Here is a 26,355-nt window from a genome sequence, read left to right as displayed (position 1 = left end):
AAGTTTATTTTAGTTATTATTTAGTTTAATTATCTGATTGTACCCATTCCGCCATCGGCAATAATGGTCGAACCTGTTGAAAATGTTGAATCGTCCGATGCGAAGAATAACACTGCTTTTGCTATTTCATTCGGATTGCCAAATCGTCCCATTGGCACTGCATTTTGGATACTCGATGCCATTTGATTGAGTTGTTCTTCGGGCATTCCCATTTTTGAAAAAATAGGTGTTTGAGTAGGTCCAGGATGTACGACGTTTACACGTACGTCATCTGGTGCTAATTCAGCTGCCATTGTAATTCCAAAACTTGCTATTGCAGCCTTGGTTGCCGCATAAACACTTGACATAGGTCTTGCCATAAATGAATTGACCGAACCATTCAAAATAATAGAACTACCATTATTGGTTAGTGGCAATAATTCTTGAATAGTGAAGAATACGCCTTTGACATTTGTTTCAAATTGACTATCAAAGAACTCTTCATCAATACGGTCTATTGGAGCGAAATAGGCTACGCCGGCATTTAAGAAAAGAATATCAAGATGGTCTACACGTGTGCTTATTTCTTCTTTGATATTTCTTATATCTGAAATTCTTCTCAAGTCTGCAACTACGTATGTAGTATTACCGCCTAATTCAGAAACCGCTTCCTTAAGCTTTTCTTCGTTTCTTCCTTGAATGATGACTTGAGCGCCTTCTTCTACAAATAATTTTGCGGTGGCAAGACCAATCCCGCTATTACCACCTGTAATAAAGGCAGTCTTGTTTGATAATTTTCCCATTGTCTATTTTTTTGGATTTACAATGCAAATTACACTAAGACCAACCTTAAAAGTGGTTCACAAAAAACGGATATAGGTGTACTTTTTATTTTTTACCTGTACCATACAATCCGTATATCGTCCACCATTTCAGTTATTTGATTGAGATAATTTTGACAATCAATAATTCAAAAGCTGAATCTTATGAATACTAGAAAATGGCTTATAGTGGGTAGTGCCATCGCCATATTAGCTGTCATTTTTGTGATGAAAACAATGGGCGGTTCAGAACCAAAGGAAGCGAAAGTCGTTTCTGTAAATACATCAATTCGTACGTTCGAAACAGCCACCGTAAAAAATAGTACGATAGAAAAAAGTGTGCCTATTACAGGTAGATTACTGCCAAAGGAACGCTTTGAAGTATATGCTGAAGTAGGTGGAAAAATTTTGCCTGCAAAAACTACCTTTAAAGAAGGTCATCAATTTAAAAAAGGACAGCCATTAATACGTATAAATAGCCGTACCCAACAATTAGAGTTGGTCTCGCAAAGAAGTCGTTTTGCAAATTCGCTTCTGAACGCAATGTCCGACCTTAAGCAAGATTATCCTGATAATTTTCAAGCGTGGTATAACTATCTGAATGCATTTGACCCAAACAAGACAGCACCTAATTTACCAGCATATAAAAGTGCGCAAGAGCGTAACTTTTTTACTGCACGAGGCATCCCTGAGCAGTTCTATAGCATTCAGAGCAAAGAAGATTTTCTATCAAAATTCACAGTTTATGCACCTTTTTCAGGTGTTGTAGTTGCTTCAAATGTAGACCAAGGTACTATCGTTTCCCCACAAACATTGATAGGGACATTTATAAGAACCGATGTTTTAGAATTACAGGTAGGTATCAACCCTTCGGACATATCCTATCTAAAAAAAGGAAAGAAGGTTTCATTTCAATCAAATGATAGTTCAGCACCGATAGAAGCTTCCCTGACGAGAATCGTACCGGCACTTAATCCAGAGACTCAACAATCTACGGCCATTTTTGAAATTAACGGAAACCAATATTATCCAGGGATGTATCTAAATGGTAGCGTGCCTGTAATTAGCTATGAAAATGCCTTTGAACTTAACAAAAAATTTATCACTAGAAACAACGAAGTATTTGTTATTCAAGATAGCATCGTAGGTGTGCAAAAAGTAGTCATAGAAGCTATAGATCATAACAAGGCAGTGTTATCAGGGCTTCGGGATGGGCAGGTAATTATAATGGAAGCTGTGACGTCATCGATTCAGGGTATTAAAGGAATATCAAAAAACAACGCCCAATAAGATGAAGAATACGCTACGATATTTTCTAAAAAATCCAATGGTGGTAAACATCACCATAGCATTTATCATTCTAATTGGACTTCTTATTCTAGGTAGAATGCGTTCTACTTTTTTTCCTGAACAAAAAATAAAGTTTATAACCGTAGATGTTTTGTATCGTGGTGCTTCACCTGCCGAAATGGAAGAAGGCATTATCAACAAAATAGAGGATAATCTTCAAGGAGTTACGGGTATTGACCGAGTTACTTCTACGGCTATTGAGAACAATGCAAAAATTAGAATCGAGATATACGAAGATGTGGATGAAGACATCGTGCTAGAAGATGTAAAAAGTGCGGTTAACAGCATTACGACTTTTCCTGAACGAGCAGAAATTCCTGTAATACAGAAGGAAGAGATACTTAATACGACTGCCACAGTTGCATTAAGTGGAAATGTTTCGGTCGAAACCTTAAAAGATTATGCTAAGGAAATTAGAGATGACTTTTTACAGAAAAAAGGACTTTCCAAAGTTTTAATTTCTGGGTATCCTGAAGAAGAAATTGAAGTCCGCTTACGCGAAAATGACCTTAGAAGATTTAATATAAGCTTTGATAATGTTGCCGCTGCCTTACGAAATGCCAATGTTGAAACCTCAGGGGGTGAACTAAAAACACCCAATGAAAACATACTCATAAGAGCAGATGAAAAAGGATATTACGCCAATGATTTACAAAACATTCCTATCAGGGCAACCACAGATGGGCAGATAATCTATGTAAAGGATATTGCAGATGTAGTGAATAGGTTTGCTGACCGGCCAACCAAAAGATACCTCAATGGAAAACCTGCGGTGGCTCTTGATATCTTCACTTTAAATGAAGAGAACATTATAGAGAATGCCGATTTTGTAACACAGTATATTGACGCATTCAATAAAACAAATACGGAGGTAAAAGGCAAGGTTGTCTTTGACAATACCGTTACGTTACGAGAGCGAATTGTTACCCTTTCAGAAAGCGGAATTTTGGGCGTGATTTTAGTAATCATTGTATTGACACTTTTCCTGAACCGAAGTCTTGCCTTATGGGTGTCTTTTAAAATACCTGTGGCCTTATTTGGGATGCTCATCATTGCTTCATTTGTAGACCTAACCATTAACGTAGTTTCATTATTTGGAACTATCATAGTCTTGGGGATATTGGTTGATGATGGGGTCGTGATTGGTGAAAATATCTATCAACACGCCATTGAAAAAGGGAAATCACGATTGAACGCTGCGATTGATGGAACAGTCGAAGTCTTACCGGCTGTCATCTCATCATTGCTTACCACTGCAGTTGCCTTTTCTATTTATTTCTTTATTGAAGGGAAGCTGGGTGAATTCTTTTCAAACATTTCTATTGTAGTAATTGCAACGCTGACCGTAGCAATGATTGAGAGCTTTTTTTTCCTTCCGGTACATATCGCACATTCGGCAGCTTTGAATAAAAACACAAAAGAAACGAAGCTTGAAAAATTCGCAAATCGTGGGCTTTTAAAAATGCGGGAGAAAGCTTATTTACCAGCTTTGCGATTTGCTCAGAAGAACTTTTTATTAGTTATCGGTATTGCCATTGTTTTTTTAGCAGCGGCTATTTTTTTGAAAGCTTCAAATACCTTGAAGGGAACATTTTTTCCCAATATAGACCGTGATGTGGTGCAGGCAAGATTAACATTGCCACCCGGTACACCAGAAGATATCACGGAAGCTAAACTTCAGCATATAGAGTCCTCTATTTGGAAAGTAAACGAAGACTACCTCGCAAAAAGACCAGACATCGTTGTACTAAATGTTGAACGTATTATTGGACCAAATTCAAACGAGGGATTCCTCAATATTACATTGTTGCCTGTTGAGCAACGACGTATCAATTCTATCGTGCTTTCGGGGAATTTCAGGGATAAAGCGGGTAGCATACCCGAGGCGGTCAATCTTGCATACGGACCACCGGCAGAAACCTTTGGGAAACCCATATCTATTGCATTATTAGGAGATGATTTAGAAGTCTTGCGTAAGGCCAAAAACGAGTTGAAGGAAGCAATGCGCCAACGAATTGATATTAGGGATGTAATAGACACCGATAAAGTGGGCATCAAAGAATTGTATGTGACCTTAAAACCAAATGCGTACAATCTTGGGTTAACGCTTTCTGAAGTGATGCGACAGGTACGTAATGGCTTTTTTGGAGTTCAGGTACAAGACATACAACGTGGTGATGACGAAATAAAAATATGGCTTCGATATGCTATTGAAGACCGTTCTTCTCTTGAAAAATTTAAGAATATGCAGCTGCGATTGGCAAACAATAGAACGATACCGCTGTACGAAGTCGCCAAATTAGACCAGCGACCAGGAACCCTGGCCATTTATCATCAACAAGGAAAAAAAGAGATTCGGGTAGAAGCTGATATTGTCGACCCAAATGCTGCTGTACCGGATATTCTTTCAGAGATACAAACAGAAGCTCTTGCCAAGATTGAACAAAAGTATGCCGGTATTTCACACACCTTTGAAGGCGAAAGTCGAGAATCTGGGAAATCTATTGGTTCCGTTGGTAAGGTAGGGCCGCTTATCCTATTGCTAATGGTCGCTATTGTGATGCTCAGTTTCAGGTCGGTATCACAGACTGTAATTGTATTTCTATTGTTTCCTTTTATGTTGATTGGTGTTTTTATTGGCCATATCATTCACGGTATTCCATTAAGCATCTTTTCTATTCAAGGAATCATAGCCCTCATAGGTATTCTCATCAATAATTCTTTGGTGATGGTGAGTACCTTTAATCAAGAGATGGGAAGACAACCTTCTTTTAATGCGGCCGTATTTCAAACCGCCAAGTCAAGATTTAGAGCCATATTACTTACTACGGTAACGACTATTGCAGGTCTCACGCCCTTAATATTATCTAGCAGTTTTGGTGCGCAATTTTTAAAACCCACGGCTATTTCTATCGCCTACGGTCTCGCATTCGGGATGTTTATTACGCTCTTATTATTGCCATCATTGCTTATTGCCAACAACCATTTAAAACGTCTATGGCATCGATTATGGGAAGGTGAATCCACAACAGCAGGAGCCGTAGAGCCTGCCATAAAACGTATCAAACATCAAATCAAGTAATTTATGATATCTGCAAAAACATATATGTTAGGCATTGCTGCCATTATGGTTTCCGCTTTAATGAAAGCACAAACGCTTGAAACATTAAAACTAGATGAAGCCATTGCAATTGCTGTTGAAAACAACTATGGTATCAAGGCTATAAAGACAGATGTTGAAGTAGCCAAGAACAACAATACGCTGGGTAACGCAGGTCTTTTGCCAAGTGTAGGCATTAATGCTGGTTACGATTTGTCATTTGACAATCTAGATTTGACCATTGCAAACTTTGCGAATGACGGCCAGGGAAATCGAAATATTTCAGAAAATGGGGTGCAATCGTATAACATCCTCGGAAGCGTTGATGCGACCTATCCTATTATACGAGGTGGTAGAGGTCGATACCTTCTAGACCAATTGGGGTATTTAGAAACCATCGGTAACAAACAACTAGAACTTGAAGTAGAATTACTTACCGTTAATGTTACCACATCCTATCTAGATATAGCCAGACGGTTTTACTTAACTGAGATAGCCCAAGAAGGGGTTGTCATTTCACTCGAGCGCTATCAGCGTGCAAAGAATGCTTTCGAGTTTGGGAATAGCAATCGGCTGGAAATTTTGCAGGCCGAAGTGGATTTAAAAAATGATAGTCTTGCGCTAAAACAATCCCAACTTCAATATGAAAACAGTAAGCGCAATTTGAATGCTTTGCTTTCGAGAAAGCCCAATGAATCGATGACAGTTTCTAATCAAATAAAAATTATCGGAATGCTTCCTGACATAGAGACACTTGTTTCTGAAGGCTTGGAAAATAATACGCGGCTACATTTACTGAAATCAAGTACTGCTATTAGTGAATCGAATATATCAATAGCGAAAGCTTCTCGGTTTCCAGAGTTGAATGTTTTTGCAAGTTACCGTTATTTGGAATCAGATACAGAAGTTGGGCAGTTGCTAAACGTTCAACGAACGGGTCCTTTGGTGGGAATTTCATTGCGCCAAAACATTTTTAATGGCTCTAATGTTAAAAGACAAATCACCAATACTAAACTTGAAAAAGAAAAGCAGGATTATCAATATGAGGATGCTAAGATTCAATTGGAAACTGAAATTACAAACGGTTACAATGAATACCTTAATAATCTGGAACAGCTGCGCATTGCTAAGGAAAATGTGGGCACTGCAGAGCGTAACTACGAGCGCGCATCAAGTGAGTATAAGAATGGTCAAATTAATGCAACGGCATTGCGTGAGGCAAACCTTAACCTAATACGTGCAAAGAATTTAATCGTTGATTTTTCATATCTCGTAAGGATAAGTGAAATACGATTGTTGCAGCTTACTGGTAAACTTTAAAATCAATGGGGCATAAGAATTAATTCTTTTACGGTAATCCACAATCAGTTTTTAAGAGATTTAACTATATTTTCAGCCTATTTAAAACCATTAACTTATGAAATCTTACCTAGTTACTTATGACCTAATAGACGGAGGCGATTATGATTCGCTCTTCGAAGAAATTAAAGAAATTGCAAGCGGTCATTGGCATTGCTTAGAAAGTGTTTGGATAATAAATTCTAATCTTACTGCCTCACAAATAAACACGCGATTGCTTAAAACTCTGGATTCTAATGATAGAATTCTTGTAACTCAAATTCACGGGCCAAATACCTCTTGGAGTAAAACCTTTAGCGATGAATGCAGAAATTGGTTGAAAAAGAATTTACATCCTGTAGAATCTTGAAAAAAATAAAACAACCCCAATGTTTTATATTGGGGTTGTTTTCAATGAAGGACTTAATAAACTCTCAACTACCCTTGAAACCAAGCCGGGTCTATAAGTCCTAGGTATTCTTTAAACCCGGTTATTTTGCCATTTTCAACCGTGATGATAATAATGTTATACCCATCATATTGAAATTTTCCCATCACCTCGCCAGTAGAACGAAAATGAAAATAATGGTCGTTGCCTGCAGGCGTATGAGTTACTTCAGAAAAGCTTAGGTTATTAGGCGATTTTTCACGCTGGCTTATCATTCCTTCAATAGTTGCCTTGGCTTTCTGGTCTTTTGCTCTTCCTGTAAATGGATGCTCAAAGGTTACAAAGGCGTCTGTAATCAGTGATTTTACAACATCATAGTTTCCAGAGTTTTCGCCTTTGTGCCATCCATTGAATGCCTTTTCAGCAATTTGACTATCATTGTCTTGAGCGAGCAGTATTGTTGTGGTTGATAGAAATGTAATGATTAAAATTGATATTCTTTTCATTTTATATTTGATTTAATAGTTTCTTGTAAATGGTAAATCCGAATGTTTCATCAGGTTCTAGTTCGGGTTTTCTTCTGCGTTGTCCTCTTTTAAATTCCATACCGATGGTTTGAGGTTCAATCACTTTAAAAGTGTCTTCGTCATATCTAGTGATTACCTTATTTCCTTTTCTATCTGCACCAGTATGGTCAGAGAAAACGTTGCCAATTAAAATACCACCAGGTTTAAGTGTCTTGAGTATATTTTGTAGTATGTATGGATTATCCTCAATGGCAAAATGAACAAAGAACCAAGTAACGATGTCATATTCCGAATCTGGCCAATTCCAGTTTAATAAATCGGCTTCCTCGGTTTGAATCTCTACACTATTTAAATCGGCAAAACTCAATGCCTTTTGAAGACCTACTGCAGAAATATCTACATTCATTACTTCAGCACCTTTTTTCGCCAAATAGATTTCATTTTTACCTTCGCCACCGCCTATAGCCAATACCTTTTGACCAGACTTAATTAGGTTTTCTTTTTCTTGTAAGTATACATCTGGCTCAAGGCCAAAAATGTACTTTTCATTAGTATAGCGAGAATCCCAACTCTCTTTATTTGTTTTCATAGGTGTTACTTTTATAGGATAAAGTTCCCTAATTGAAAACTGAATTTGGTTCACAAAAAAGTGGTTATGGTGGACAAAAAAATGGCTGCCAATTTCTTGACAGCCATTTGCTACTAATCAATTAATAATCTAATTGAAAATTTAGATTAAGCCTTTGCGGTAACGTTTTGTAAATGTTGTTGTCTATATGTTTCTGGTGTAAGTCCAACGTTCTTCTTAAAGAAGCGTAGAAAGTAAGACTTGTCCAAATATTCTAGTTCGTATGCAACTTGAGAAACTGTATAGTCAGTATAAAGAAGCAATCTTTTTGCTTCAATAATAATACGTTCGTGTATTAGATTTGTAATAGTCTTATTAAGTGCTTTGCGAGTAATGTCGCTTAAATGCTTTGATGATATATTCATCATTTCCGCATATTCTGTAGCACTTCTAATTGATATGTAATTGTGGTCAATGAGGTTTTCTAGCTCACGTAACAAATAGGTAGTTCTCAAAGGTTCACCTGCCAATTCTTCCCTTTGGTAATATCTTGAAAGCTTTACAAGAAGCACATCAATATATGCCCTGATGACGTGGTCTCTGCCAATTTTAAAATTAGTGTACTCATCAAAAATATCTCTTATGGTATGCTGAATGACACTAAATTTGTTTTCATCTAAAAATAGGGCAGGTTCGTTACTTAAAGTGTGGAAGAACGGAAAATCCAATAATTTTTTTGGATTGCTATTCATTAAATAAAATTCGGGCTTAAAGAAAATAGCAAAACCTTCTGTATTTTCATCCAATTGTAAGGCGTGTACTTGTCCTGGTGAAACAAAATAGACACTGTAATCGGCTATTTGGTAACTTTTAAAGTCTATGGTATGAAATCCACTTCCTCTATGAATAAAGAGAACATAATAAAAATCGTGGCGGTGAGGTTCACGGGTATGTTTTTTACCTTCTGTTTTTGGGGCCATATCCTTAATGCCAAAATTGAAATGTTCACTTTGGTCAAAACACTCATTTAAGGTGCGTATTGGTACAATTTCATCCATCTTTTCTATTTTTTTTGAGCTATCATTCGTACAACTACACCTTTTCCTTGATGGTATCCTTCACTTAACTCTATTTCTTTTTCCTCAATTAATAATATACTCAAATTTTTGAATTCACTTCTTAACTCTTCTATGCTAACTAAAAAATCATCACTTTTTGGTCCAAAGGTACTTCCACTGTTCTTGTGACATTCAGAAAACATCTCAAGAACCACAAAACCACCAGGCTTAAGCGAAGCAACCAATGCTTCATTGCCTTTCACTCGCACATCGTTAGGAACGTGAGAATAAATCAGTGCTATCACGTTATAAGTCGTATTAACCAGCTCAGGCTTTCCGTAATCTGCGATTTTATAATTCAAAGCTACTTCAGCTTCTTCAGCTAAAAGTTCCGCTTTGCGTTTACCTTCAGTACTTAAATCAAAAGCGTCAACCTTCCAGCCAAGTCGGGTGGTGTAAACCGCATTACGGCCTTCACCTTCGGCAGGAAATAATGCGGCACCACCTTCTGGGGGAATACTATCAATAACCGATTTAAAAAATTGGTTCACTTCTTTTCCATAGATATATTCGGTATTACTATACCATTTTTCCCATTTTTCCTTTGTCTTTGTAGTTAACAGCATACCATTTTTTACTAAAGATGAAATTGAATCATTTAAATAGTGGACATTCTCATAACCGTTTTCTACCAGTCTTGTAGCAGCAAGTTTACTTCTACGCCCTGAACCACAATAGAGAAATAGGCTTTTGTTTTTATCCGCTTTCGCGAAAGCAGAATCTAAAAAAGATTCATTTTTAAAATTTATATTGAGAGAAGAAGGCAAGTAGCCTTCCAGAGTTTCTTGAGGCGTCCGAACGTCTATAATTAGCGTGTTCTTAGCTAACTGAATGCTATCTTTAAATGCATTAACTGTGAGTGCCGTTGGTTTAATCTCTTGGTTACAACTAGCCAATAAAACAGTGGTTAGTATAAGGATAAAGGATGCTTTAAGATTCATAGATGCAAAATTATGATAACTATGAAAAAGTTGAATGGACTAAATGCGGTTTGCGTGGTACATTTTGAATTAAAAAATATATCCGAAATATTTTCATTAGTAAATATTTTAATTCTTAATCTTTTTCTCAGAAGTATATTTATGATTTTTTAGTATTAAATGTAAGATTTGTCTTTTTACTTTTTAGCTTTTTTCTCAGATATGAAAAATGATTTTGAGGTGTAAATAAGATTTTATAAAAGCAAAATAATCAAATAACGAACAGAAATTGAAATTTTTGAATTTATTGTTAACTACTAGATTTGTAGTTATTGAAGAGTAATTAAAATTAAATAAAACCGGTAATTACTTCACGATACAGAAAGTATTATTCCTTTTAAATAAAGGGTTTTTGTTTGTTAAGGTACAAATAGGGTACAATGTGATTCGTGAAAAGTATTAATTTGTATTTTATTGAGATAATTTACCATTAAGGAAATAGTAAATATATTTTCTAATAAGTCATCTAATTTGATAACTCGTTTTTGGATACTACATTATTAGTAAAGAATTATTAAGCTTACTATCTTTAGAGTGTATGAAAGTTGTTAAAAAAAGATACCTTCTTATTTCGTTGATTGCTCTTCTTTTTATTTTCAGAGGTTATTTATATCGGTTTTTTATAAAATATGAAGCAGTAGGAGAAAGGAAAGAATATCCTATTCATAGCTCAGAATTGATAAGCTACATAAATAATTCTATTGCGAATAATGACCGTTTAGATATTACATCAATTATACATAGGTCTAATAATCTTACTAATGAAAAATTGAAGTTTACCTCATCCAAATGTGATATAGACCCTAACAAGCTGGTTAATTCATCAAAAACGCATTGTGTGGGGTATGCTCATTTTTATGTGTCAACTTGTAATTATCTGCTAGAAAAGTCAAGATTGTCTAATGAATGGAAAGCAAAAGCGTTTAAAGGGAAGTTGTACTTTTTGGGTATAGATATACACAAATATTTGGATTCTCCATTCTTTAAAGATCACGATTTCGTTATTATAGAAAACTCTAAAACGGATGAAAGGATTTACATCGATCCGACGATTTCAGATTATTTAGGAATCGATAGGGTATCGATTCAATTAAACTAGCCTAGCAAACCCGATAATGCTCCAAAGTATAGGAATATCTGATAACATAGAATTATAAAAACACCTAGAAGGAAGAAAATAGTTTTATAAGTCTGGGCTTTAAATTTAACTAGAGCAAATATGGTACTGCCAATAAATTGAACAACGGTAATATTAATAATCATTTTTGACACTGAAAGATAAGCAGGATTATCTGTAGAGATACCTACAAATAGAAAAACAGAAAATATAATAGCCAAAGCTACTGAAATCAATATACTATAAATCCAAAACTTTTTCATATTAATCAAAAGGGTTTAAGTCCATTTTCTTGAATTTGTCTTTTAGTTTTTCTAAAAGCTCACTTGCCTTATCAACCGTAGTTTCTTCTCTTGGAGTAGGGTTGGGGTTGGTTCTAGCTGTAATCATATTTTGTGGTTTTTCAACTACGTGAAGCAATCCATCAATAAAAATGGTTGCGACTTCTTTTGATACAGGTTCAAAGTTACCGGAAGCTGCTGTAAATTCTTCTATTTCACCCAAACCTTTTTCTTTCATTCTTATGCCTAAATACCAATATGAGAAATCGCTCAATGCTTCTGCACAATATTCTACTACTTCGTCTTTATTTTTTAGCTCATTTCCTTCGAGTTCTCCATCTAACATTTTTAAAAAGAAAACGGCTCGTTTATCCCATTTGGTATCAAAGTAGTCTTGCAGAGCTTCGTGTATGGTTTCGAAATTGTCCGTAGGATCATCAATTTTAGATTCGTTATTGCTATCCATTCCACAAACATAAGAAGCTATGTCCCCCTCTAAATTAACCATTGCACCGTAACTACTACCCGATATAGGGAAAAGAGATTTTGCTCTCTTCTTAGGGTTTCTAACACGATCTAAGGATAGTTTTCCAACTCCTCCACCAAGATCACCTACCCAAGTATTAAGCTCTAAGCCAGTGCCTCCTTGTGTTGGAATACCGATACTTTTAGCACGCCAACTTCTTCTGGAATCCATACCTATAATCAAATGTCCAAAATCTACAGCTTTGTATCGTGAATCAAAAATCTCGAAGCTGTTAAACAATGAATTGAATAAGTCTGCTTTGCAATTTTCGGAGCATTTAAGAGCTTCTCTAGCATCTGCTTCTACATTACTATTCGTATACTCGTTAAAGGCAAAATTACGCGCTTTACTTTTCTCTTTTGAATAATCTAAACTCCATTCAGTTCCATAATAAATACCTCTAATAATACTAATCCTATCACCCATATCATCATAACCTTTTATGATAAGATTATCTTCGCTGTGTTTTACAAGTGCAACTAATTGATCAAAACTTTTTGCTGGCTTTGATTTTTCACAACAACAATCTGCTATTTCTATGGATGTAGTTGCTTCTACATTTCCATCTATGATTAGTTCAAAAGTATTTTTACCCATTTAACTCTAATTTTGTTGAGGTATTACTTCTAGTTTAATTTTTTCTGTATTACTTGTAATTTGATAATCTTCCAAACGATCATTCGGAAGTATTTCATCTTCATATTTGAAATCCTTTGTCTTATCTACTAAATTAAGAGTAAGCTCTTTGCCTGTCATGTTTTTGGTCTTTACGACAACATAAATTTCGTCACCAACTTCATATTCAGTTTTTTTGTTTCCTTCTAAATCAGTAATATAATAGTCTATTACTTTTGGTTCAGTATCTTCACTTTCTCTTTCTATAACAGGTTGTCCTAATAATGTTGGATCAGTTTTGCGCCACCAGTGTGATAACATTTCTTGTCCATTGAATAGAATTGTCGCAGGAGATAAACTGAAATATATCATCATAGGGCTAGAGCTATCGTGCTGATAATGTAACTTATAATATAAACAGTAGGTGTCCAATAATTCTATAGTGTTGCTTTTACTCGTTCCAAACCGTGAAGAAACTGTGATTTTACAATTTTTCATCATTTGCGAATCGATAGACCACTCAAAAAAAGTAATGTCGTTACTACCATGTATTGCAAAATCAAAAGTTCGATTCATAGGTTTACTGGTAGGTCTTCCTGTCTGATCTGCATTTTGAAAGAAACTAAAATAGTGTTGCTCTACAATAAACTCCTTTTCATCTAAAAATAGTTTAGCTTGGATGCTCATAGTTAGGTCAAAATTGATTTGTCAAAAATAGATTAAAAAATGATAATTTCCCTGTTTTATTTTTGACCGATTGATACAAGTCAAAGACTTATGGTTTTTTAGTTAAACCATAAATAATCTTTCAATCTCATTTATAATTAAAACTACTTCCCAATACAGAAATTAGCAAAAATATTACCAAGCAAATCATCAGAAGTAATCTCACCTGTGATTTCACCAAAGTGGTATAATGCCTGACGAATATCAATAGCCATTAGATCTCCGGATAACCCATTATCAATGCCGTACTGTACTTTTTGGATTTCTTCTAGTGCCTTTAACAATGCGTCATAATGGCGAGAGTTAGTCACTATGGTTTCATCATTACGTAAGGCTCCGGTATTGACAAATTCAAGAAGTTTGTTTTGCAATTCCTCCACACCAATATTTTGTTTGGCTGATAATAAATGAATATTCTCGATTTCAGATTGTAGGGTTGAAATTTGACCGTCATTAAGTTTATCAACTTTATTAGCAACAACGATTAGGGGTTTCTGAGGATATTTATTCTTAATCTTACCAATTTCAGTTTTTAATTGTTTTAGACTATCAACGGTTAACTCTGAACTATCTACCAGATAAATAACTACTTGTGCCTGTTCAATCTTTTCGAAAGTCTTTTTGATCCCAATGCTTTCTACCACATCTTTAGTATCTCTGATGCCTGCGGTATCAATAAATCGAAAACCGATACCTCCAATATTGATTTCATCTTCAATCGTATCACGGGTAGTTCCTGCAATGTCTGAAACAATAGCGCGTTCCTCATTTAGTAAAGCATTAAGCAAAGTAGATTTACCGACGTTAGGTTCTCCTACAATAGCAACTGGAATACCATTTTTTATTACATTACCTACTGCAAAAGAGTCTATTAACCTTTTTAAAACCTTTGTAATTCTTGATATTAAATCCTGAAACTGAGTTCTGTTGGCAAACTCTACATCTTCCTCTGCAAAATCTAGTTCTAATTCGATAAGAGATGCAAAATTTAGAAGTTCATCACGTAGTTTTTTAATTTCATTACTAAAACCACCACGCATTTGTTGCAGGGCAATCTGATGAGAAGCTTCAGAATCTGAAGCTATTAGATCCGCAACAGCTTCTGCTTGAGATAAATCTAGTTTTCCATTGATAAAAGCACGTAGTGTAAACTCACCTGCATTAGCTGCTCTACACCCTTTACGAAGTAATAATTGAATGATTTCTTGTTGTATATAACTAGATCCGTGACAAGAGATCTCTACCGTAGGTTCACCGGTATATGAATTTGTTCCTTTAAAAATTGATACTAATACTTCATCTAAGACGCGTTCACCATCCAATATATGACCTAAATGTATGGTATGGCTCTTTTGTTTACTAAGATCTTTACCTCTAATAGAACGAAACAAAGGAGCACATGTGCCAATTGCATCGTTTCCAGAAATTCGTATTATAGCAATAGCTCCTGCTCCAGCAGGAGTAGCCAAAGCAACTATAGTATCTTGTGGAATCATATTTTACTCATGAAAGTACAAAAATAGACATAATATAAGTTTTGATTTTCAATTTAGACTTCAAACTTTTTTTGTAGACCGTTTTTTCTTCCTTACTTTTATCCGTGGGTAGAAAATCAAAAAAGAATAAAAGAAAATAGTATAGAGATCTTTTTAGCAATAGCTGAGTTTTTTTCTTATGGAATATCTGTTTAAGACGTAACTAACCTTAACAGTTGATTTAGTAACTAAATTTAATTTCTATATACTAAAACTTTTATTTTTATGAATTTTCACAGCACAAACTCATTTAATAATAGGAAACTACTATTAAAACACGAAATTATTGCTGCCGTCTGCGCAGTATTTATGCTAATTCCCTTTGTCAATTATGCTCAGACACAGAGTTTAGCAAGACACGAAACTCCTTATGATTTAACGCTAACATCTGAAGGATCCATCAATAAAAGCGGTACAGAAGTAATTACTGAAGAAGTTTCAGAAACAGGAGCTACTTGGTTACGTCTATTTTTTAAGGATGTAAACTTAGGGAATAATAGTACGATTACGATTACTTCAAAATTAGATGGAGCGACACAAACTTTAACAGCTCAAACTATAAAGGATTGGAACAATTCCAGTGCTTATTTTAATGGTGATGCAGTTACGGTTACCTTATCAGTAGCTTCAAATGATTCATCAGTTGGGATTAATATTTCAGAATTAAGTGTAGGAGAGCTCGATCCTACTATCAAATCTCAATGTGGATCTAATGATGATAGAGTAGATTCTGCTGATGATGCTATTGGTAGAATAGTTCCTATTGGGTGTACGGGTTGGATCATTACTAATGGTAAACTAGTTACTGCCGGTCATTGTGTAGGTAGTAGAGCGGAGATAATCGAATTTAATGTACCTAAATCAAACCCTGATAGAACTATAGTTCATCCTGGACCAGAGGATCAGTATCCAATAGGAAATTTTGTGTCACCATATCCAAATAGTCCAAGCCAAGCTAATGACTGGGCGGTTTTTGATGGTTTTGCTAATTCTCAAACGGGTTTAACACCAATTCAAGGACAAGGCGCATCATATAATGTAGTACAAGACGCACCAGGATCGAATATTACAATTACCGGTTTCGGAACTGACACAGGGATTGATAACCAAACACAGCAGATTCATACAGGACCACTAAGTTCTTCGACTAATACTTTTGTACGGTATAGAGCAGATACTACGGGAGGAAATTCTGGTAGCCCAATTATTGATACTGCTACAGGTAACGCTGTTGGTGTTCATGCATATGGAGGTTGTTCCGGATCAGGAGGATCTAACTCCGGTGAAAGAGCTACCATACCTGCTTTCTGGAATGCAATGGGATTAGGAACACCACCACCGCCACCGGTAGAAGAATGTACAGGGGATGTTTCATCTTTTCCTTATAGTGAAAGCTTTGAAGGATCTATTGGAGCTTGGTCTCAGTCAACAAGTGATGATATTAACTGGACTGTGAACTCTGGAGGTACCCCTTCTAATGGAACAGGACCAAGTGGAGCAATTGATGGTAATTCGTATATCTATGTAGAGGCATCAGGAAATGGTACTGGATATCCAAATAAGCAAGCAATTCTAAATTCTGCGTGTTTGAATTTTAGTAGTTTAACTTCTCCAACGCTTAATTTTCAATATCATATGATAGGTAATGCTGTTGGGGCATTAAATATTGAAGCAAGAACCAACAATACTGGTAATTGGACTAGTGTATTTAGTAGGTCAGGAGCTCAAGGTACAGATTGGAATACGGCAAGTATTGATCTTTCTGCATATGCAGGGAATGCAAGTGTGCAACTAAGATTAAATGTCGTAACTGGTAGTAGCTGGCAAGGAGATATTACAATTGATGACCTAAGCATTACAGACGGAACAACGCCACCTCCTCCTACGTGTGATACATTAAATTTTAATGATTTCAATATCAACGGGTTCTCTAACCAGGATGCTGCTGGAAACTTCTCTATAGGTAATGGAGGTTCTTCTATATCCATGACTAATAACACCTGGAAATATATTGCTCTAAGTTATACAGTAACAGCTAATACTGTAATTGAATTCGATTTTAGTAGTTCTTCTCAGGGAGAAATCCATGGAGTTGGTTTTGAAGATGATAATACCTTAACTGCCAACAGGTATTTTAAAGTGCACGGAACCCAGAATTATGGAGTTACTAATTTTGATGATTACGGTAGTGGAACAAAAACGTATATAATTCCAGTAGGAAACTTTTATACGGGAGCAATGGATCGATTAGTTTTTATAAATGACAATGATGCGGGAAGTGGAAACACCTCGGTTTTTTCTAATGTGAAGATTTATGAAGGTTCTTGTGGGCAATCAGCAACCGCAGAAAGTTTAATGGCTAACTTGGAATCAGCTGAAGCAATATTAGGAGATGAGCCAGAAGGTATCTTTTCTGATGTTAGTATAGCTCCAAACCCAGCTACTAATAATTTTTCTATTCGTCTTAGCTCTTATGTAAAAAAGGCTAATGCTACCATATTTTCTATCTTAGGTCAGAAACAAGCTCAAATAGAATTACAATCAGGTCTCAATACTATTTCTGCTCAGAATTTATCACTAGGTCGTGGTATTTATATAGTCCGAATAGAAAGTGATGGTGAGTCTACGGCCAAGAAACTAATCATCAACTAACCAAAATATAAACAATAGAACTTAAATTTAGTTACGTTAAAAGCATCTCATTTTGGAGATGCTTTTTTTTATAGATTTTCTTTTTTGAATGTAACATTTTACTAATTATTTCGTCATATAGGTAAAGAATGCTAATTTTATTAGCAATTTTAATCATCATCAATCAAAACTAAAGAAATCATGAGACAAGACAGATCATTACTCGTTATTACCCATTTATCCCAGTTGTTAGATCTAGTAACTGGATTTGGAGGATTCATAGTGCCATTAATACTGTGGTTAACACAAAGAGAACAAGTGTTGGCAATGGATAATCACGGAAAATCAATTATGAATTTTCAGATTAGTATGTTTATCTATGCAGTAGTTTGTGTACCATTAATATTATTATTTGGATTAGGTGTTTTAGGATTAATTGTAATAGGTATTTTATGCTTAGTATTCCCAATAATTAATGCTATAAAGGCAAGTAATGGAGAAGAACCATTCTATCCTTTATCTATAGAGATCATAAAATAATCAACAAAAAAAGAGGGAAGATTGTAAATCTTCCCTCTTGATATATGTATAAGTTGAATTAAATCTAGTGTTGGTTAATTCTAAAATCAGGATATGCGTCCATTCCATGTTCGTGACCATCCAGACCATCAATTTCTTCTTTTTCAGAAACTCTGATTCCAATAGTTTTCTTTAATGCGAATATGATAATAAAAGATGTTAATACGCAGAATCCACCAGCAGCTAAAACACCAACTCCTTGTACTAAGAATTGATCAAAACCAGCTTTAGCTCCAAAGATTCCTACGGCAAGTGTTCCCCAAATACCACAGATTAAGTGCACTGCAATTGCTCCTACAGGATCATCAAGTTTCAATTTGTCTATTAATGCTACACCAAATACGATAATCGCACCAGCAATTGCTCCAATTAATACAGCATCAGTAGGAGTCATTTGATCTGCTCCAGCAGTAATACCAACTAACCCTCCAAGAATTCCGTTTAAGAACATAGTTAAATCGTAATTTTTGTACATTAGTGTAGATACTAAAAAGGCAACAACTCCACCAGCAGCAGCAGCAAGAGATGTTGTTACTAAAGTAAGAGAAGTACCAGCAGCATCGGCAGAAAGTACAGAACCACCATTAAATCCAAACCATCCTAACCAAAGAATTAATACACCTGCAGCAGCTAATGGTATATTATGACCAGGTATTGCCTGAGGCTTACCATCAGAACTGAATTTTCCTATTCTAGATCCTAGTAACCATACTGCTACTAATGCAGCCCATCCTCCTACAGAATGTACTAAAGTAGAACCAGCAAAGTCATAAAACCCTTCCGCTTCACCAATTTGGAATGATGATAAAAATCCACCACCCCATTGCCAAGAACCTACAATTGGATATACAACACCTACATAGATGATTGTGAAAATCATAAAAGCTCCTAGTTTAATTCTTTCGGCAACAGCTCCAGAAACGATAGTGGCAGCAGTGGCAGCAAACATTCCTTGGAACAAGAAGTCTGTCCAATATGTATATCCTTCATTATATGCTAAGTCTAAAGCTCCTTCTACTACTGGAGAGCTTAATCCAAATCCTGCAAATCCAATAAATCCTGCAGCATCTTCAGCAAATCCAGGATACATTAAATTGAATCCTACTAAGCAGTATAGTAATAAACCTACGCAGATGATGAATACGTTTTTAAAAAGAATATTAATTGTGTTTTTTTGACGAGTTAATCCAATTTCTAAAAAAGAGAAACCTAAGTGCATGAAAAATACCAGTGCTGTACACACCATCATCCATACATTATTTATAGTTAACATTTCCATTGTATAATTGACTATTTAAAGTTATTTTTTGTTTTCAGTTGGTAATTTGTGTTAGTGGTGGTTAAGATAGTGTAGAGCTACCTTTTTCAGAAGTACGAATTCTGTATGCCTCTTTAATATCAGAAACAAAAACTTTTCCGTCTCCAACTTCACCAGTTTTTCCAGCTTCCAGAATTGCAGAAATTGCAGCTTCTTCAAAATCGTCATTTACCACAATTGATAAAAAACGTCTTTGAATATCTGTTGTACTATAGGAAATTCCACGATATACGTGTCCCTTTTTTTCATTACCTACACCAGTAACATCCCAATAAGAAAAGAATGTAATGCCTTTTTCGTGTAAAGCTTCTTTTACAACACGATATTTTGATCTCCTGATGATTGCTTCTATTTTCTTCATAAAGACTAAAAAGTTAAAATTAATGTTAAATCTATGTCAAAAATATGCGAATTACTTTTTAGCCACCAAATTTTGAAGGGTAATTGCTATATTTTTGTCATTTTGAAATATTTACCCCCTAAAAAATTAGGGGTATGTATTTTTTGGTGAAATAAATAAGGATTTCGCAGTAATGCATTATGGTTTTTTTACGAAAACGTTTTCATTGATGTTTTTAGACACAAAATTGCTGTAATCCCTTATGTTATTTGAGTTTTTTTAAGAAAAACTGCGTTATTGAATTCGTAATTAGAAGTCGTTATTTTGTGATTATTTTATTGAAACTTGCGTTTTTTTAAAGAGCTAAGAAAAGTAATCCTGAAAGCTCTGTTTTTCTTTTTCCTTCCTTAAGGTTTTGTTAATTTCAACAACTTGAAACACTTTAGATCCGAAATAATATGAAGAAACAAGGAATGTATCTACCAGAATTCGAACACGACGCATGTGGTGCCGGATTCATCTGTAGCTTAGAAGGGAAAAAGTCAAATGATATTATTCATAAAGCGCTTGAGATTCTAGAAAAATTAGAACATCGTGGAGCAGTAAGTTCTGATGGAAAAACTGGAGATGGAGCAGGAATATTAATAGATATACCTCATGATTTCTTTGTTGAGAATTGTACATTTGATTTACCTGAAGCGGGTGAATATGCTGTAAGTAATGTGTTCTTACCTAAAAAGGAGAACCAGAGACAATACTGTATGGATACTTTCGAAAAAAGTATTGCCGATCAGGGACTTGTACTTTTAGGATGGAGAGATGTTCCTGTAGATACGGTCCATTTAGGTGAAATAGCTGCTACGACAGAACCTTTTATTAAGCAAATATTTATAGGTAAAAATACTAAAGAACAAACCTATTTTGATTTTAATCTAAAATTATTCACTGCAAGAAAAGCTACAGAACACGAAATATACAGTTCTAAATTATCAGAAAACAAGTTTTTCTATCTACCTAGTTTATCTACAAAAACTTTAATATTTAAAGGTCTTTTGATGCCTGAAGACATTAAATTATACTACACGGATCTTATGGATCCGAAAGTAGTGACTAGATTGGCTTTAGTGCATCAGCGTTTTTCGACCAACACGTTTCCTACTTGGGATCTGGCTCAGCCTTTCCGATATATGTGTCATAATGGAGAGATTAATACCTTAAGAGGTAATGTGACCAGAATGAGATCTAGAGAAGAATTATTAGAGAGCAACTGGTTTGGTGAGGATATTAAAAAAGTATTACCGGTCGTTCTGAAGGGAAAATCAGATTCTGCATCTATGGATATGGTGGTAGAGTTATTATTGATGACAGGTAGGTCTTTGCCGGAAGTAATGATGATGATGGTACCAGAAGCTTGGGAGAAGAATCCAGAAATGTCTGAAGCCAAGAAAGCATTCTATGAATATAATTCTTGTGCTATGGAACCTTGGGATGGTCCTGCATCAATTCCGTTTACAGATGGAAATTATATTGGAGCTGTATTAGATAGAAATGGATTAAGACCATCTAGATACACTGTGACAAAAGATGGATATGTAATTATGTCTTCTGAAACTGGAGTGGTGGATATAGAACCTAGTAATCTAGAGTTTCACGGTCGTTTAGAACCAGGAAAGATGTTTCTTGTAAACATGGACGAAGGTAGAATTGTTAATGACGAAGAAATTAAAGAAGAAATAGCTGCCAAACATCCGTATAGAAAATGGATAGATGATAATTTAGTGCATCTAAAGGATATTCCTTATAATGACTGTCCATTATTTTTGGGCGAAGAAACTATTGGAAAACGTAAAGAAGTATTTGGATATACTCAGGAAGATATAGATACGATTATTGTTCCGATGAGTCAACTAGCAAAAGAACCTATTGGATCCATGGGGTCGGATACACCAATTGCAGTACTATCCGAAAGATCACAATTAATATATAACTATTTTAAACAGTTATTTGCGCAAGTAACAAACCCTCCATTAGACGGAATTCGTGAGGAATTAATTACAGATATAAGTCTTACTTTAGGATCAGATCATAATATTTTCAATATTAATGAGAAGCACTGTAATAAATTGAAAATACAGAACCCTGTTATTTCAAAAGAAGATTTAGATAAAATTAAGACATATACAGATAAAGGTTTTAAGGCAACTTCTGTCCCTATGTTATATAATATCAACAGAGGACTTAACGGATTAGAAGATGCGCTGGAAGATACTCTAAATAAAGTTTCAGAAGCGATTGATGAAGGAAGTAATATCATAATACTTTCGGATAGAAATATAAGTAAACACAGAGCTCCAATTCCTGCATTATTAGCATGTTCTTTTGTAAATAGTGGATTACAGAAATTAGGAAAACGCTCTCAGGTGAGTATAATCATTGAATCAGCAGAACCAAGAGAAGTACATCATTTTGCATTGCTATTTGGATATGGTGCTAGTGCTATTAATCCATATATGGTAAATGAAATTATAAAAGAGCAAATTGAAGATAAAAATATTACCGATTTAGAAGCATTAGAAGCGGTAAATAATTATAATAAAGCTGTAGGTAAAGGAGTACTGAAGGTAATGAACAAAATAGGAATCTCTACTTTGAATTCATACCGTAGTTCTCAACTTTTCGAATGTATTGGTATAAACACTAAAGTAGTAGATAAATATTTCCCAAATACGGCAACACGTATTCAAGGAATAGGATTATACGAAATAGAGAAAGAAATAGCTAAGCGACACAAAAGAGCTTATATAGAAAGAGAAGTAGATGCTACATTAGATTTAGAAATAGGAGGACAGTATAGATGGAGACGTAATGGAGAGAAACATCAGTTCAATCCACTATCAGTTGCTAAACTTCAAAAATCTGTTAGAGATAACGATCCTAAAACCTATAAAGAATATGCAAATTTAATCAACGAACAGTCTAAAAGTCTAATGACTATTCGTGGATTATTAGAATTTTCTAACTATGATCCAATCCCTTTAGATGAGGTGGAACCTTGGACAGAAATTGTAAAACGTTTCAAAACCGGAGCAATGTCATATGGATCCATTAGCAAGGAAGCACACGAAAATCTAGCGGTTGCAATGAACCGAATTGGCGGTAAGAGTAATTCTGGAGAAGGAGGAGAAAATCCGTTACGTTTTTATAAAGATGTTAATGGAGATTGGAAGAACAGTGCAATTAAGCAAGTAGCTTCCGGAAGATTTGGAGTTTCTTCAAATTATTTGACAAATGCAGCAGAAATCCAAATAAAAATGGCTCAGGGAGCTAAACCAGGAGAAGGAGGCCAGTTGCCAGGACCAAAAGTAAATCCTGAAATTGCCAAAACTCGTAACTCTACTCCATATGTTGGATTAATTTCTCCACCACCGCATCACGATATCTATTCTATTGAAGATTTATCTCAGTTGATTTATGATTTGAAATCTGCAAATCGATCCGCTAGAATTAATGTAAAATTAGTATCAGAAGTAGGAGTGGGTACAGTAGCTGCTGGTGTAGCCAAAGCCAAAGCGGATGTTGTATTGATTTCTGGTTTTGATGGAGGAACAGGAGCATCACCATTAACCTCATTAAAGCATGCAGGTTTACCTTGGGAGCTAGGAATTGCTGAAGCACAGCAAACACTTGTAGGTAATAATCTTAGAAGCCGAATTGTCTTAGAATGTGATGGACAATTAAAAACAGGTCGTGATGTCGCAGTAGCTTGTTTATTAGGAGCAGAAGAGTTTGGTTTTGCCACAGCACCTTTAGTAGCGTCTGGATGTGTGATGATGCGTGTTTGTCATCTTAATACATGTCCAGTGGGTATTGCCACTCAGAATCCAGAATTACGTAAGAAGTTTAAAGGAAAACCAGAACACGTAGTAAACTATATGTATTTCGTTGCTCAGGAATTAAGAGAAATTATGGCACAGCTTGGTTTCAGAACAATTAATGAAATGGTAGGTCAAGTGCATAAGTTAGATCGTAAACAAGCAATCGAACATTATAAAACTGCTGGAGTAGACCTTTCACCAATTTTACATCAGGTAGAAGCAGCTGAAGGAGTTGGGATTTATAATTCAGAAATACAAGATCACTGTCTAGGAAAATCAATAGATTTCGAAATTATAGAGCAGGCACACCAGGCATTGTTCAGAAAGGAGAAGACTACTCTAGATTTTGATATTACTAATACAGATAGAGCAGTAGGAGCAATTCTTAGTAATGAAATATCTAAAATATATGGAGCACAAGGATTACCCGATAGCACACTGAAGTTAAATTTTACAGGAGCAGCTGGGCAAAGTTTTGGAGCTTTTGCAACCAAAGGATTGACAATGGTAGTTAATGGTAATACTAATGATTATCTAGGTAAAGGATTGTCTGGAGCTAAGCTAATTATCAAAGTACCTGATGAAGCTACTTTAGTGCCCGAAGATAATGTGATTACTGGTAATGTTACTTTATATGGAGCAACAGATGGAGAAGTATATATTAATGGTAAAGCGGGAGAACGATTCTGTGTTCGTAATTCTGGAGCTAAAGCAGTTGTAGAAGGTATCGGAGACCATGGATGTGAATATATGACCGGTGGAGTTGCAGTGATTCTTGGAGAAGTGGGAAGAAACTTTGGAGCAGGTATGTCTGGAGGTATTGCGTACATATATGATGATAAAAAGACATTCGAAGCACACTGTAACAAAGAAGCATTAAATCTAGATCCGGTAGAACTACCAGAAGATGTGATTGAATTAAAAGAGTTGATAGAATCACATTACAATGCAACTTTAAGTCCATTGGCACAAAGAATTCTAGAGAATTGGGAAAATGAATTACCAAAATTCATTAAGATATTCCCAGAAGAGTATAAGCAGGCTTTAAAAAGATTAGAAGAAGAAAAATTAGCACAAGCATAAACGATAATAGACATGGGAAAGATAACTGGATTTTTAGAATTTGAAAGAGAGATAGAACAGTACCAACCTGTTAAAGATCGTATTAAAGGATACAAAGAGTTTACTGTACCAATGGAGGAAAGTAAGCTTAAAAATCAAGGAGCGAGATGTATGGATTGCGGAATCCCATTTTGTCATAGCGGATGCCCGTTAGGAAATCTGATACCTGATTTTAACGATGCTGTGTATCGAGGTAAATGGGAAAAAGCTGCTGGTATATTACACTCTACAAATAACTTCCCAGAGTTTACGGGGAGATTATGTCCTGCACCTTGCGAAGAAGCTTGTGTATTAGGGATCAATGAAGATCCTGTAACCATAGAAAACATAGAAAAAAATATAGTTGAAGAAGCTTTTAAAAATGGTTGGGTTAAAGCAAATCCCCCAGCAAGTAGAACGGGTAAAACAGTTGCTGTAATTGGTTCAGGACCTGCCGGACTAGCAACAGCGCAACAATTGAATCGTGCGGGACATTTAGTAACTGTTTTTGAAAGAGATGAAAAAGTAGGAGGATTGTTACGTTATGGTATTCCAGATTTTAAGATGGAAAAGAATGTGATTGATCGTAGAATTACTGTTCTAGAAGAAGAAGGTATTGTATTTAAAACAAATACTCATATTGGAAAAGATATCAAAGCAGATCAATTAAAAGCAGATTTTGATGCTGTAGTATTATGTACAGGAGCAACAGTTCGTCGTAATTTACCGGTTAAAGGAGCTGATCTTAAAGGTGTGGTGCAAGCCATGGATTTCTTACCACAAAACAATCGTAGAGTAGATGGGATCAAAGATTTAGGAGAAGAGATTTTAGCAACTGATAAAGATGTTATTGTAATTGGTGGTGGTGATACAGGATCTGATTGTATTGGTACTTCAGTGCGTCATGGTGCTACTTCAGTTACGAATTTTGAAATCATGGGTAAAGGAACTATAGAACGCCCTGCTAATCAGCCATGGCCGTTTTGGCCTATGCGATTACGCACCAGTTCCTCGCATGAAGAAGGTGTAGAACGTAATTGGAGCATTTCTACCAAAGAATTCTTAGGAGATGAAAATGGTAATCTTAGAGGACTAATAACTTCTCAGGTAGAATGGGTAAAAGAAAATGGTCGTTTTACATTAAAAGAAATTCCTGATACAGAGAAAGAATGGAAATGTGAGTTAGCTTTATTAGCAATGGGATTCACCGGATCAGAACCAACCATTGCAGAACAATTAGGAATTGATATGGATGCCAGAACAAATATAAAAGCAACTGAAGAGAACTATGCAACAAATGTAAAAGGAGTTTTTGCAGCTGGAGATACACGAAGAGGACAATCTCTTATTGTTTGGGCTATTGCAGAAGGTAGACAAGCAGCACATCATATAGATACCTATTTAATGGGAAGCTCTAATTTACCTCTTAAGGGTGAGGGAGATTTACCAAGAGTTTAAAATTTAGATTTGCGAGGTTTTAAAAAATCTTGCAAATCTTTTAAGTGTTAATAAAAAGCTGCTAATCTTCAAATTAGCAGCTTT

Annotated in this window: 20 protein-coding genes; 9 read left to right on the top strand and 11 right to left on the bottom strand. The window is 35.4% G+C overall.

The features are described 5' to 3' along the window. Positions 1 to 29: 29 nt before the first annotated feature. Positions 30 to 782: an SDR family oxidoreductase gene (locus Q0829_RS17930; protein ID WP_298545761.1), complete on the bottom strand. Its 753-nt coding sequence runs from the start codon at positions 780 to 782 to the stop codon at positions 30 to 32. 183 nt (positions 783 to 965) lie between these two features. Here Q0829_RS17930 and Q0829_RS17925 point away from each other — a divergent pair, with 183 nt between their 5' ends. The 4 genes from Q0829_RS17925 (at position 966) to Q0829_RS17910 (ending at position 6,958) form a co-directional block, all read left to right on the top strand. Continuing rightward, on the top strand, positions 966 to 2,090 hold the full coding sequence (locus Q0829_RS17925; RefSeq protein WP_298545760.1) for an HlyD family efflux transporter periplasmic adaptor subunit: 1,125 nt from the start codon (positions 966 to 968) through the stop codon (positions 2,088 to 2,090). Between the two features lies 1 nt (position 2,091). Continuing rightward, on the top strand, positions 2,092 to 5,232 hold the full coding sequence (locus Q0829_RS17920; protein WP_298545758.1) for an efflux RND transporter permease subunit: 3,141 nt from the start codon (positions 2,092 to 2,094) through the stop codon (positions 5,230 to 5,232). A 3-nt stretch (positions 5,233 to 5,235) separates the two neighbouring features. Next, positions 5,236 to 6,570, top strand: a complete 1,335-nt coding sequence (locus Q0829_RS17915; protein ID WP_298545757.1) for a TolC family protein — start codon at positions 5,236 to 5,238, stop codon at positions 6,568 to 6,570. A gap of 97 nt (positions 6,571 to 6,667) precedes the next feature. Next, positions 6,668 to 6,958 (top strand): hypothetical protein, encoded by a 291-nt coding sequence (locus Q0829_RS17910; RefSeq protein ID WP_298545756.1) that lies wholly within the window; start codon positions 6,668 to 6,670, stop codon positions 6,956 to 6,958. Between the two features lie 68 nt (positions 6,959 to 7,026). Here Q0829_RS17910 and Q0829_RS17905 read toward each other — a convergent pair whose 3' ends face one another. From Q0829_RS17905 to Q0829_RS17890, 4 genes are all read right to left on the bottom strand, one after another. Next, positions 7,027 to 7,482, bottom strand: a complete 456-nt coding sequence (locus tag Q0829_RS17905) for a hypothetical protein (protein ID WP_298545755.1) — start codon at positions 7,480 to 7,482, stop codon at positions 7,027 to 7,029. A gap of 1 nt (position 7,483) precedes the next feature. Continuing rightward, positions 7,484 to 8,092 carry a class I SAM-dependent methyltransferase gene (locus Q0829_RS17900; RefSeq protein WP_298545754.1) on the bottom strand — a complete coding sequence of 203 codons (609 nt, stop codon included), beginning with the start codon at positions 8,090 to 8,092 and terminating at the stop codon, positions 7,484 to 7,486. A gap of 146 nt (positions 8,093 to 8,238) precedes the next feature. Next, the gene (locus Q0829_RS17895) at positions 8,239 to 9,129 is read right to left on the bottom strand and encodes an AraC family transcriptional regulator (RefSeq protein WP_298545753.1); all 891 of its coding nucleotides are present in this window, start codon (positions 9,127 to 9,129) and stop codon (positions 8,239 to 8,241) included. 5 nt (positions 9,130 to 9,134) lie between these two features. Then, positions 9,135 to 10,130: a rhodanese-like domain-containing protein gene (locus Q0829_RS17890; protein ID WP_298545751.1), complete on the bottom strand. Its 996-nt coding sequence runs from the start codon at positions 10,128 to 10,130 to the stop codon at positions 9,135 to 9,137. A gap of 577 nt (positions 10,131 to 10,707) precedes the next feature. On the opposite strand from Q0829_RS17890, the gene Q0829_RS17885 reads away from it, so the two are divergent. Beyond that, positions 10,708 to 11,268, top strand: coding sequence for a hypothetical protein (locus tag Q0829_RS17885; RefSeq protein WP_298545748.1), 561 nt, complete (start codon positions 10,708 to 10,710; stop codon positions 11,266 to 11,268). On the opposite strand, the gene Q0829_RS17880 is transcribed toward Q0829_RS17885, so the two are convergent. The 4 genes from Q0829_RS17880 to mnmE all read right to left on the bottom strand — a co-directional run bounded on the left by Q0829_RS17880 (position 11,265) and on the right by mnmE (position 14,930). Continuing rightward, complete coding sequence (locus Q0829_RS17880; protein WP_298545746.1) at positions 11,265 to 11,549, bottom strand: hypothetical protein; 285 nt, start codon at positions 11,547 to 11,549, stop codon at positions 11,265 to 11,267. The genes Q0829_RS17885 and Q0829_RS17880 overlap by 4 nt on opposite strands. Position 11,550: 1 nt before the next feature. After that, the gene (locus Q0829_RS17875) at positions 11,551 to 12,690 is read right to left on the bottom strand and encodes a hypothetical protein (protein WP_298545744.1); all 1,140 of its coding nucleotides are present in this window, start codon (positions 12,688 to 12,690) and stop codon (positions 11,551 to 11,553) included. Between the two features lie 6 nt (positions 12,691 to 12,696). Further along, positions 12,697 to 13,395: a type VI secretion system tube protein TssD gene (tssD, locus tag Q0829_RS17870; RefSeq protein ID WP_298545743.1), complete on the bottom strand. Its 699-nt coding sequence runs from the start codon at positions 13,393 to 13,395 to the stop codon at positions 12,697 to 12,699. A gap of 143 nt (positions 13,396 to 13,538) precedes the next feature. Continuing rightward, positions 13,539 to 14,930: a tRNA uridine-5-carboxymethylaminomethyl(34) synthesis GTPase MnmE gene (gene mnmE / locus Q0829_RS17865; RefSeq protein ID WP_298545741.1), complete on the bottom strand. Its 1,392-nt coding sequence runs from the start codon at positions 14,928 to 14,930 to the stop codon at positions 13,539 to 13,541. A 264-nt stretch (positions 14,931 to 15,194) separates the two neighbouring features. Here mnmE and Q0829_RS17860 point away from each other — a divergent pair, with 264 nt between their 5' ends. Together Q0829_RS17860 and Q0829_RS17855 are read left to right on the top strand one after the other, a co-directional pair. Then, the gene (locus Q0829_RS17860) at positions 15,195 to 17,621 is read left to right on the top strand and encodes a T9SS type A sorting domain-containing protein (RefSeq protein WP_298545739.1); all 2,427 of its coding nucleotides are present in this window, start codon (positions 15,195 to 15,197) and stop codon (positions 17,619 to 17,621) included. 180 nt (positions 17,622 to 17,801) lie between these two features. Then, complete coding sequence (locus Q0829_RS17855) at positions 17,802 to 18,140, top strand: DUF4870 domain-containing protein (protein ID WP_298545737.1); 339 nt, start codon at positions 17,802 to 17,804, stop codon at positions 18,138 to 18,140. Positions 18,141 to 18,204: 64 nt separating this feature from the next. On the opposite strand, the gene amt is transcribed toward Q0829_RS17855, so the two are convergent. Beyond that, entirely contained in the window at positions 18,205 to 19,458 is a 1,254-nt protein-coding gene (gene amt / locus Q0829_RS17850) for an ammonium transporter (protein WP_298545736.1), read from the bottom strand. Between the two features lie 61 nt (positions 19,459 to 19,519). Further along, a complete protein-coding gene (locus Q0829_RS17845; RefSeq protein ID WP_298545735.1) occupies positions 19,520 to 19,858 on the bottom strand; it encodes a P-II family nitrogen regulator in 339 nt (112 codons plus the stop codon). A 437-nt stretch (positions 19,859 to 20,295) separates the two neighbouring features. On the opposite strand from Q0829_RS17845, the gene gltB reads away from it, so the two are divergent. Next, positions 20,296 to 24,795, top strand: coding sequence for a glutamate synthase large subunit (gltB, locus tag Q0829_RS17840; RefSeq protein WP_298545733.1), 4,500 nt, complete (start codon positions 20,296 to 20,298; stop codon positions 24,793 to 24,795). A gap of 12 nt (positions 24,796 to 24,807) precedes the next feature. Further along, complete coding sequence (locus Q0829_RS17835; RefSeq protein ID WP_298545731.1) at positions 24,808 to 26,271, top strand: glutamate synthase subunit beta; 1,464 nt, start codon at positions 24,808 to 24,810, stop codon at positions 26,269 to 26,271. Positions 26,272 to 26,355: the final 84 nt, after the last annotated feature.

It is taken from the genome of uncultured Aquimarina sp. (assembly GCF_947492405.1).
In the GTDB taxonomy this organism is placed as follows: Bacteria; Bacteroidota; Bacteroidia; order Flavobacteriales; family Flavobacteriaceae; genus Aquimarina.
This window is presented reverse-complemented; position numbering and strand designations above follow the sequence as displayed.

Bases quoted from the DNA above. Each gene is read 5' to 3' on its own strand.
- Q0829_RS17835 (WP_298545731.1), top strand. From the start codon at position 24,808: ATGGGAAAGATAACTGGATTTTTAGAATTTGAAAGAGAGATAGAACAG.
- Q0829_RS17910 (WP_298545756.1), top strand. From the start codon at position 6,668: ATGAAATCTTACCTAGTTACTTATGACCTAATAGACGGAGGCGATTAT.
- Q0829_RS17920 (WP_298545758.1), top strand. From the start codon at position 2,092: ATGAAGAATACGCTACGATATTTTCTAAAAAATCCAATGGTGGTAAAC.
- Q0829_RS17855 (WP_298545737.1), top strand. From the start codon at position 17,802: ATGAGACAAGACAGATCATTACTCGTTATTACCCATTTATCCCAGTTG.
- tssD (WP_298545743.1), bottom strand. From the start codon at position 13,395: ATGAGCATCCAAGCTAAACTATTTTTAGATGAAAAGGAGTTTATTGTA.
- Q0829_RS17915 (WP_298545757.1), top strand. From the start codon at position 5,236: ATGATATCTGCAAAAACATATATGTTAGGCATTGCTGCCATTATGGTT.
- Q0829_RS17880 (WP_298545746.1), bottom strand. From the start codon at position 11,549: ATGAAAAAGTTTTGGATTTATAGTATATTGATTTCAGTAGCTTTGGCT.
- Q0829_RS17905 (WP_298545755.1), bottom strand. From the start codon at position 7,482: ATGAAAAGAATATCAATTTTAATCATTACATTTCTATCAACCACAACA.
- Q0829_RS17895 (WP_298545753.1), bottom strand. From the start codon at position 9,129: ATGGATGAAATTGTACCAATACGCACCTTAAATGAGTGTTTTGACCAA.
- Q0829_RS17860 (WP_298545739.1), top strand. From the start codon at position 15,195: ATGAATTTTCACAGCACAAACTCATTTAATAATAGGAAACTACTATTA.
- amt (WP_298545736.1), bottom strand. From the start codon at position 19,458: ATGGAAATGTTAACTATAAATAATGTATGGATGATGGTGTGTACAGCA.
- Q0829_RS17875 (WP_298545744.1), bottom strand. From the start codon at position 12,690: ATGGGTAAAAATACTTTTGAACTAATCATAGATGGAAATGTAGAAGCA.
- Q0829_RS17900 (WP_298545754.1), bottom strand. From the start codon at position 8,092: ATGAAAACAAATAAAGAGAGTTGGGATTCTCGCTATACTAATGAAAAG.
- Q0829_RS17885 (WP_298545748.1), top strand. From the start codon at position 10,708: ATGAAAGTTGTTAAAAAAAGATACCTTCTTATTTCGTTGATTGCTCTT.
- Q0829_RS17925 (WP_298545760.1), top strand. From the start codon at position 966: ATGAATACTAGAAAATGGCTTATAGTGGGTAGTGCCATCGCCATATTA.
- Q0829_RS17930 (WP_298545761.1), bottom strand. From the start codon at position 782: ATGGGAAAATTATCAAACAAGACTGCCTTTATTACAGGTGGTAATAGC.
- Q0829_RS17890 (WP_298545751.1), bottom strand. From the start codon at position 10,130: ATGAATCTTAAAGCATCCTTTATCCTTATACTAACCACTGTTTTATTG.
- Q0829_RS17845 (WP_298545735.1), bottom strand. From the start codon at position 19,858: ATGAAGAAAATAGAAGCAATCATCAGGAGATCAAAATATCGTGTTGTA.
- mnmE (WP_298545741.1), bottom strand. From the start codon at position 14,930: ATGATTCCACAAGATACTATAGTTGCTTTGGCTACTCCTGCTGGAGCA.
- gltB (WP_298545733.1), top strand. From the start codon at position 20,296: ATGAAGAAACAAGGAATGTATCTACCAGAATTCGAACACGACGCATGT.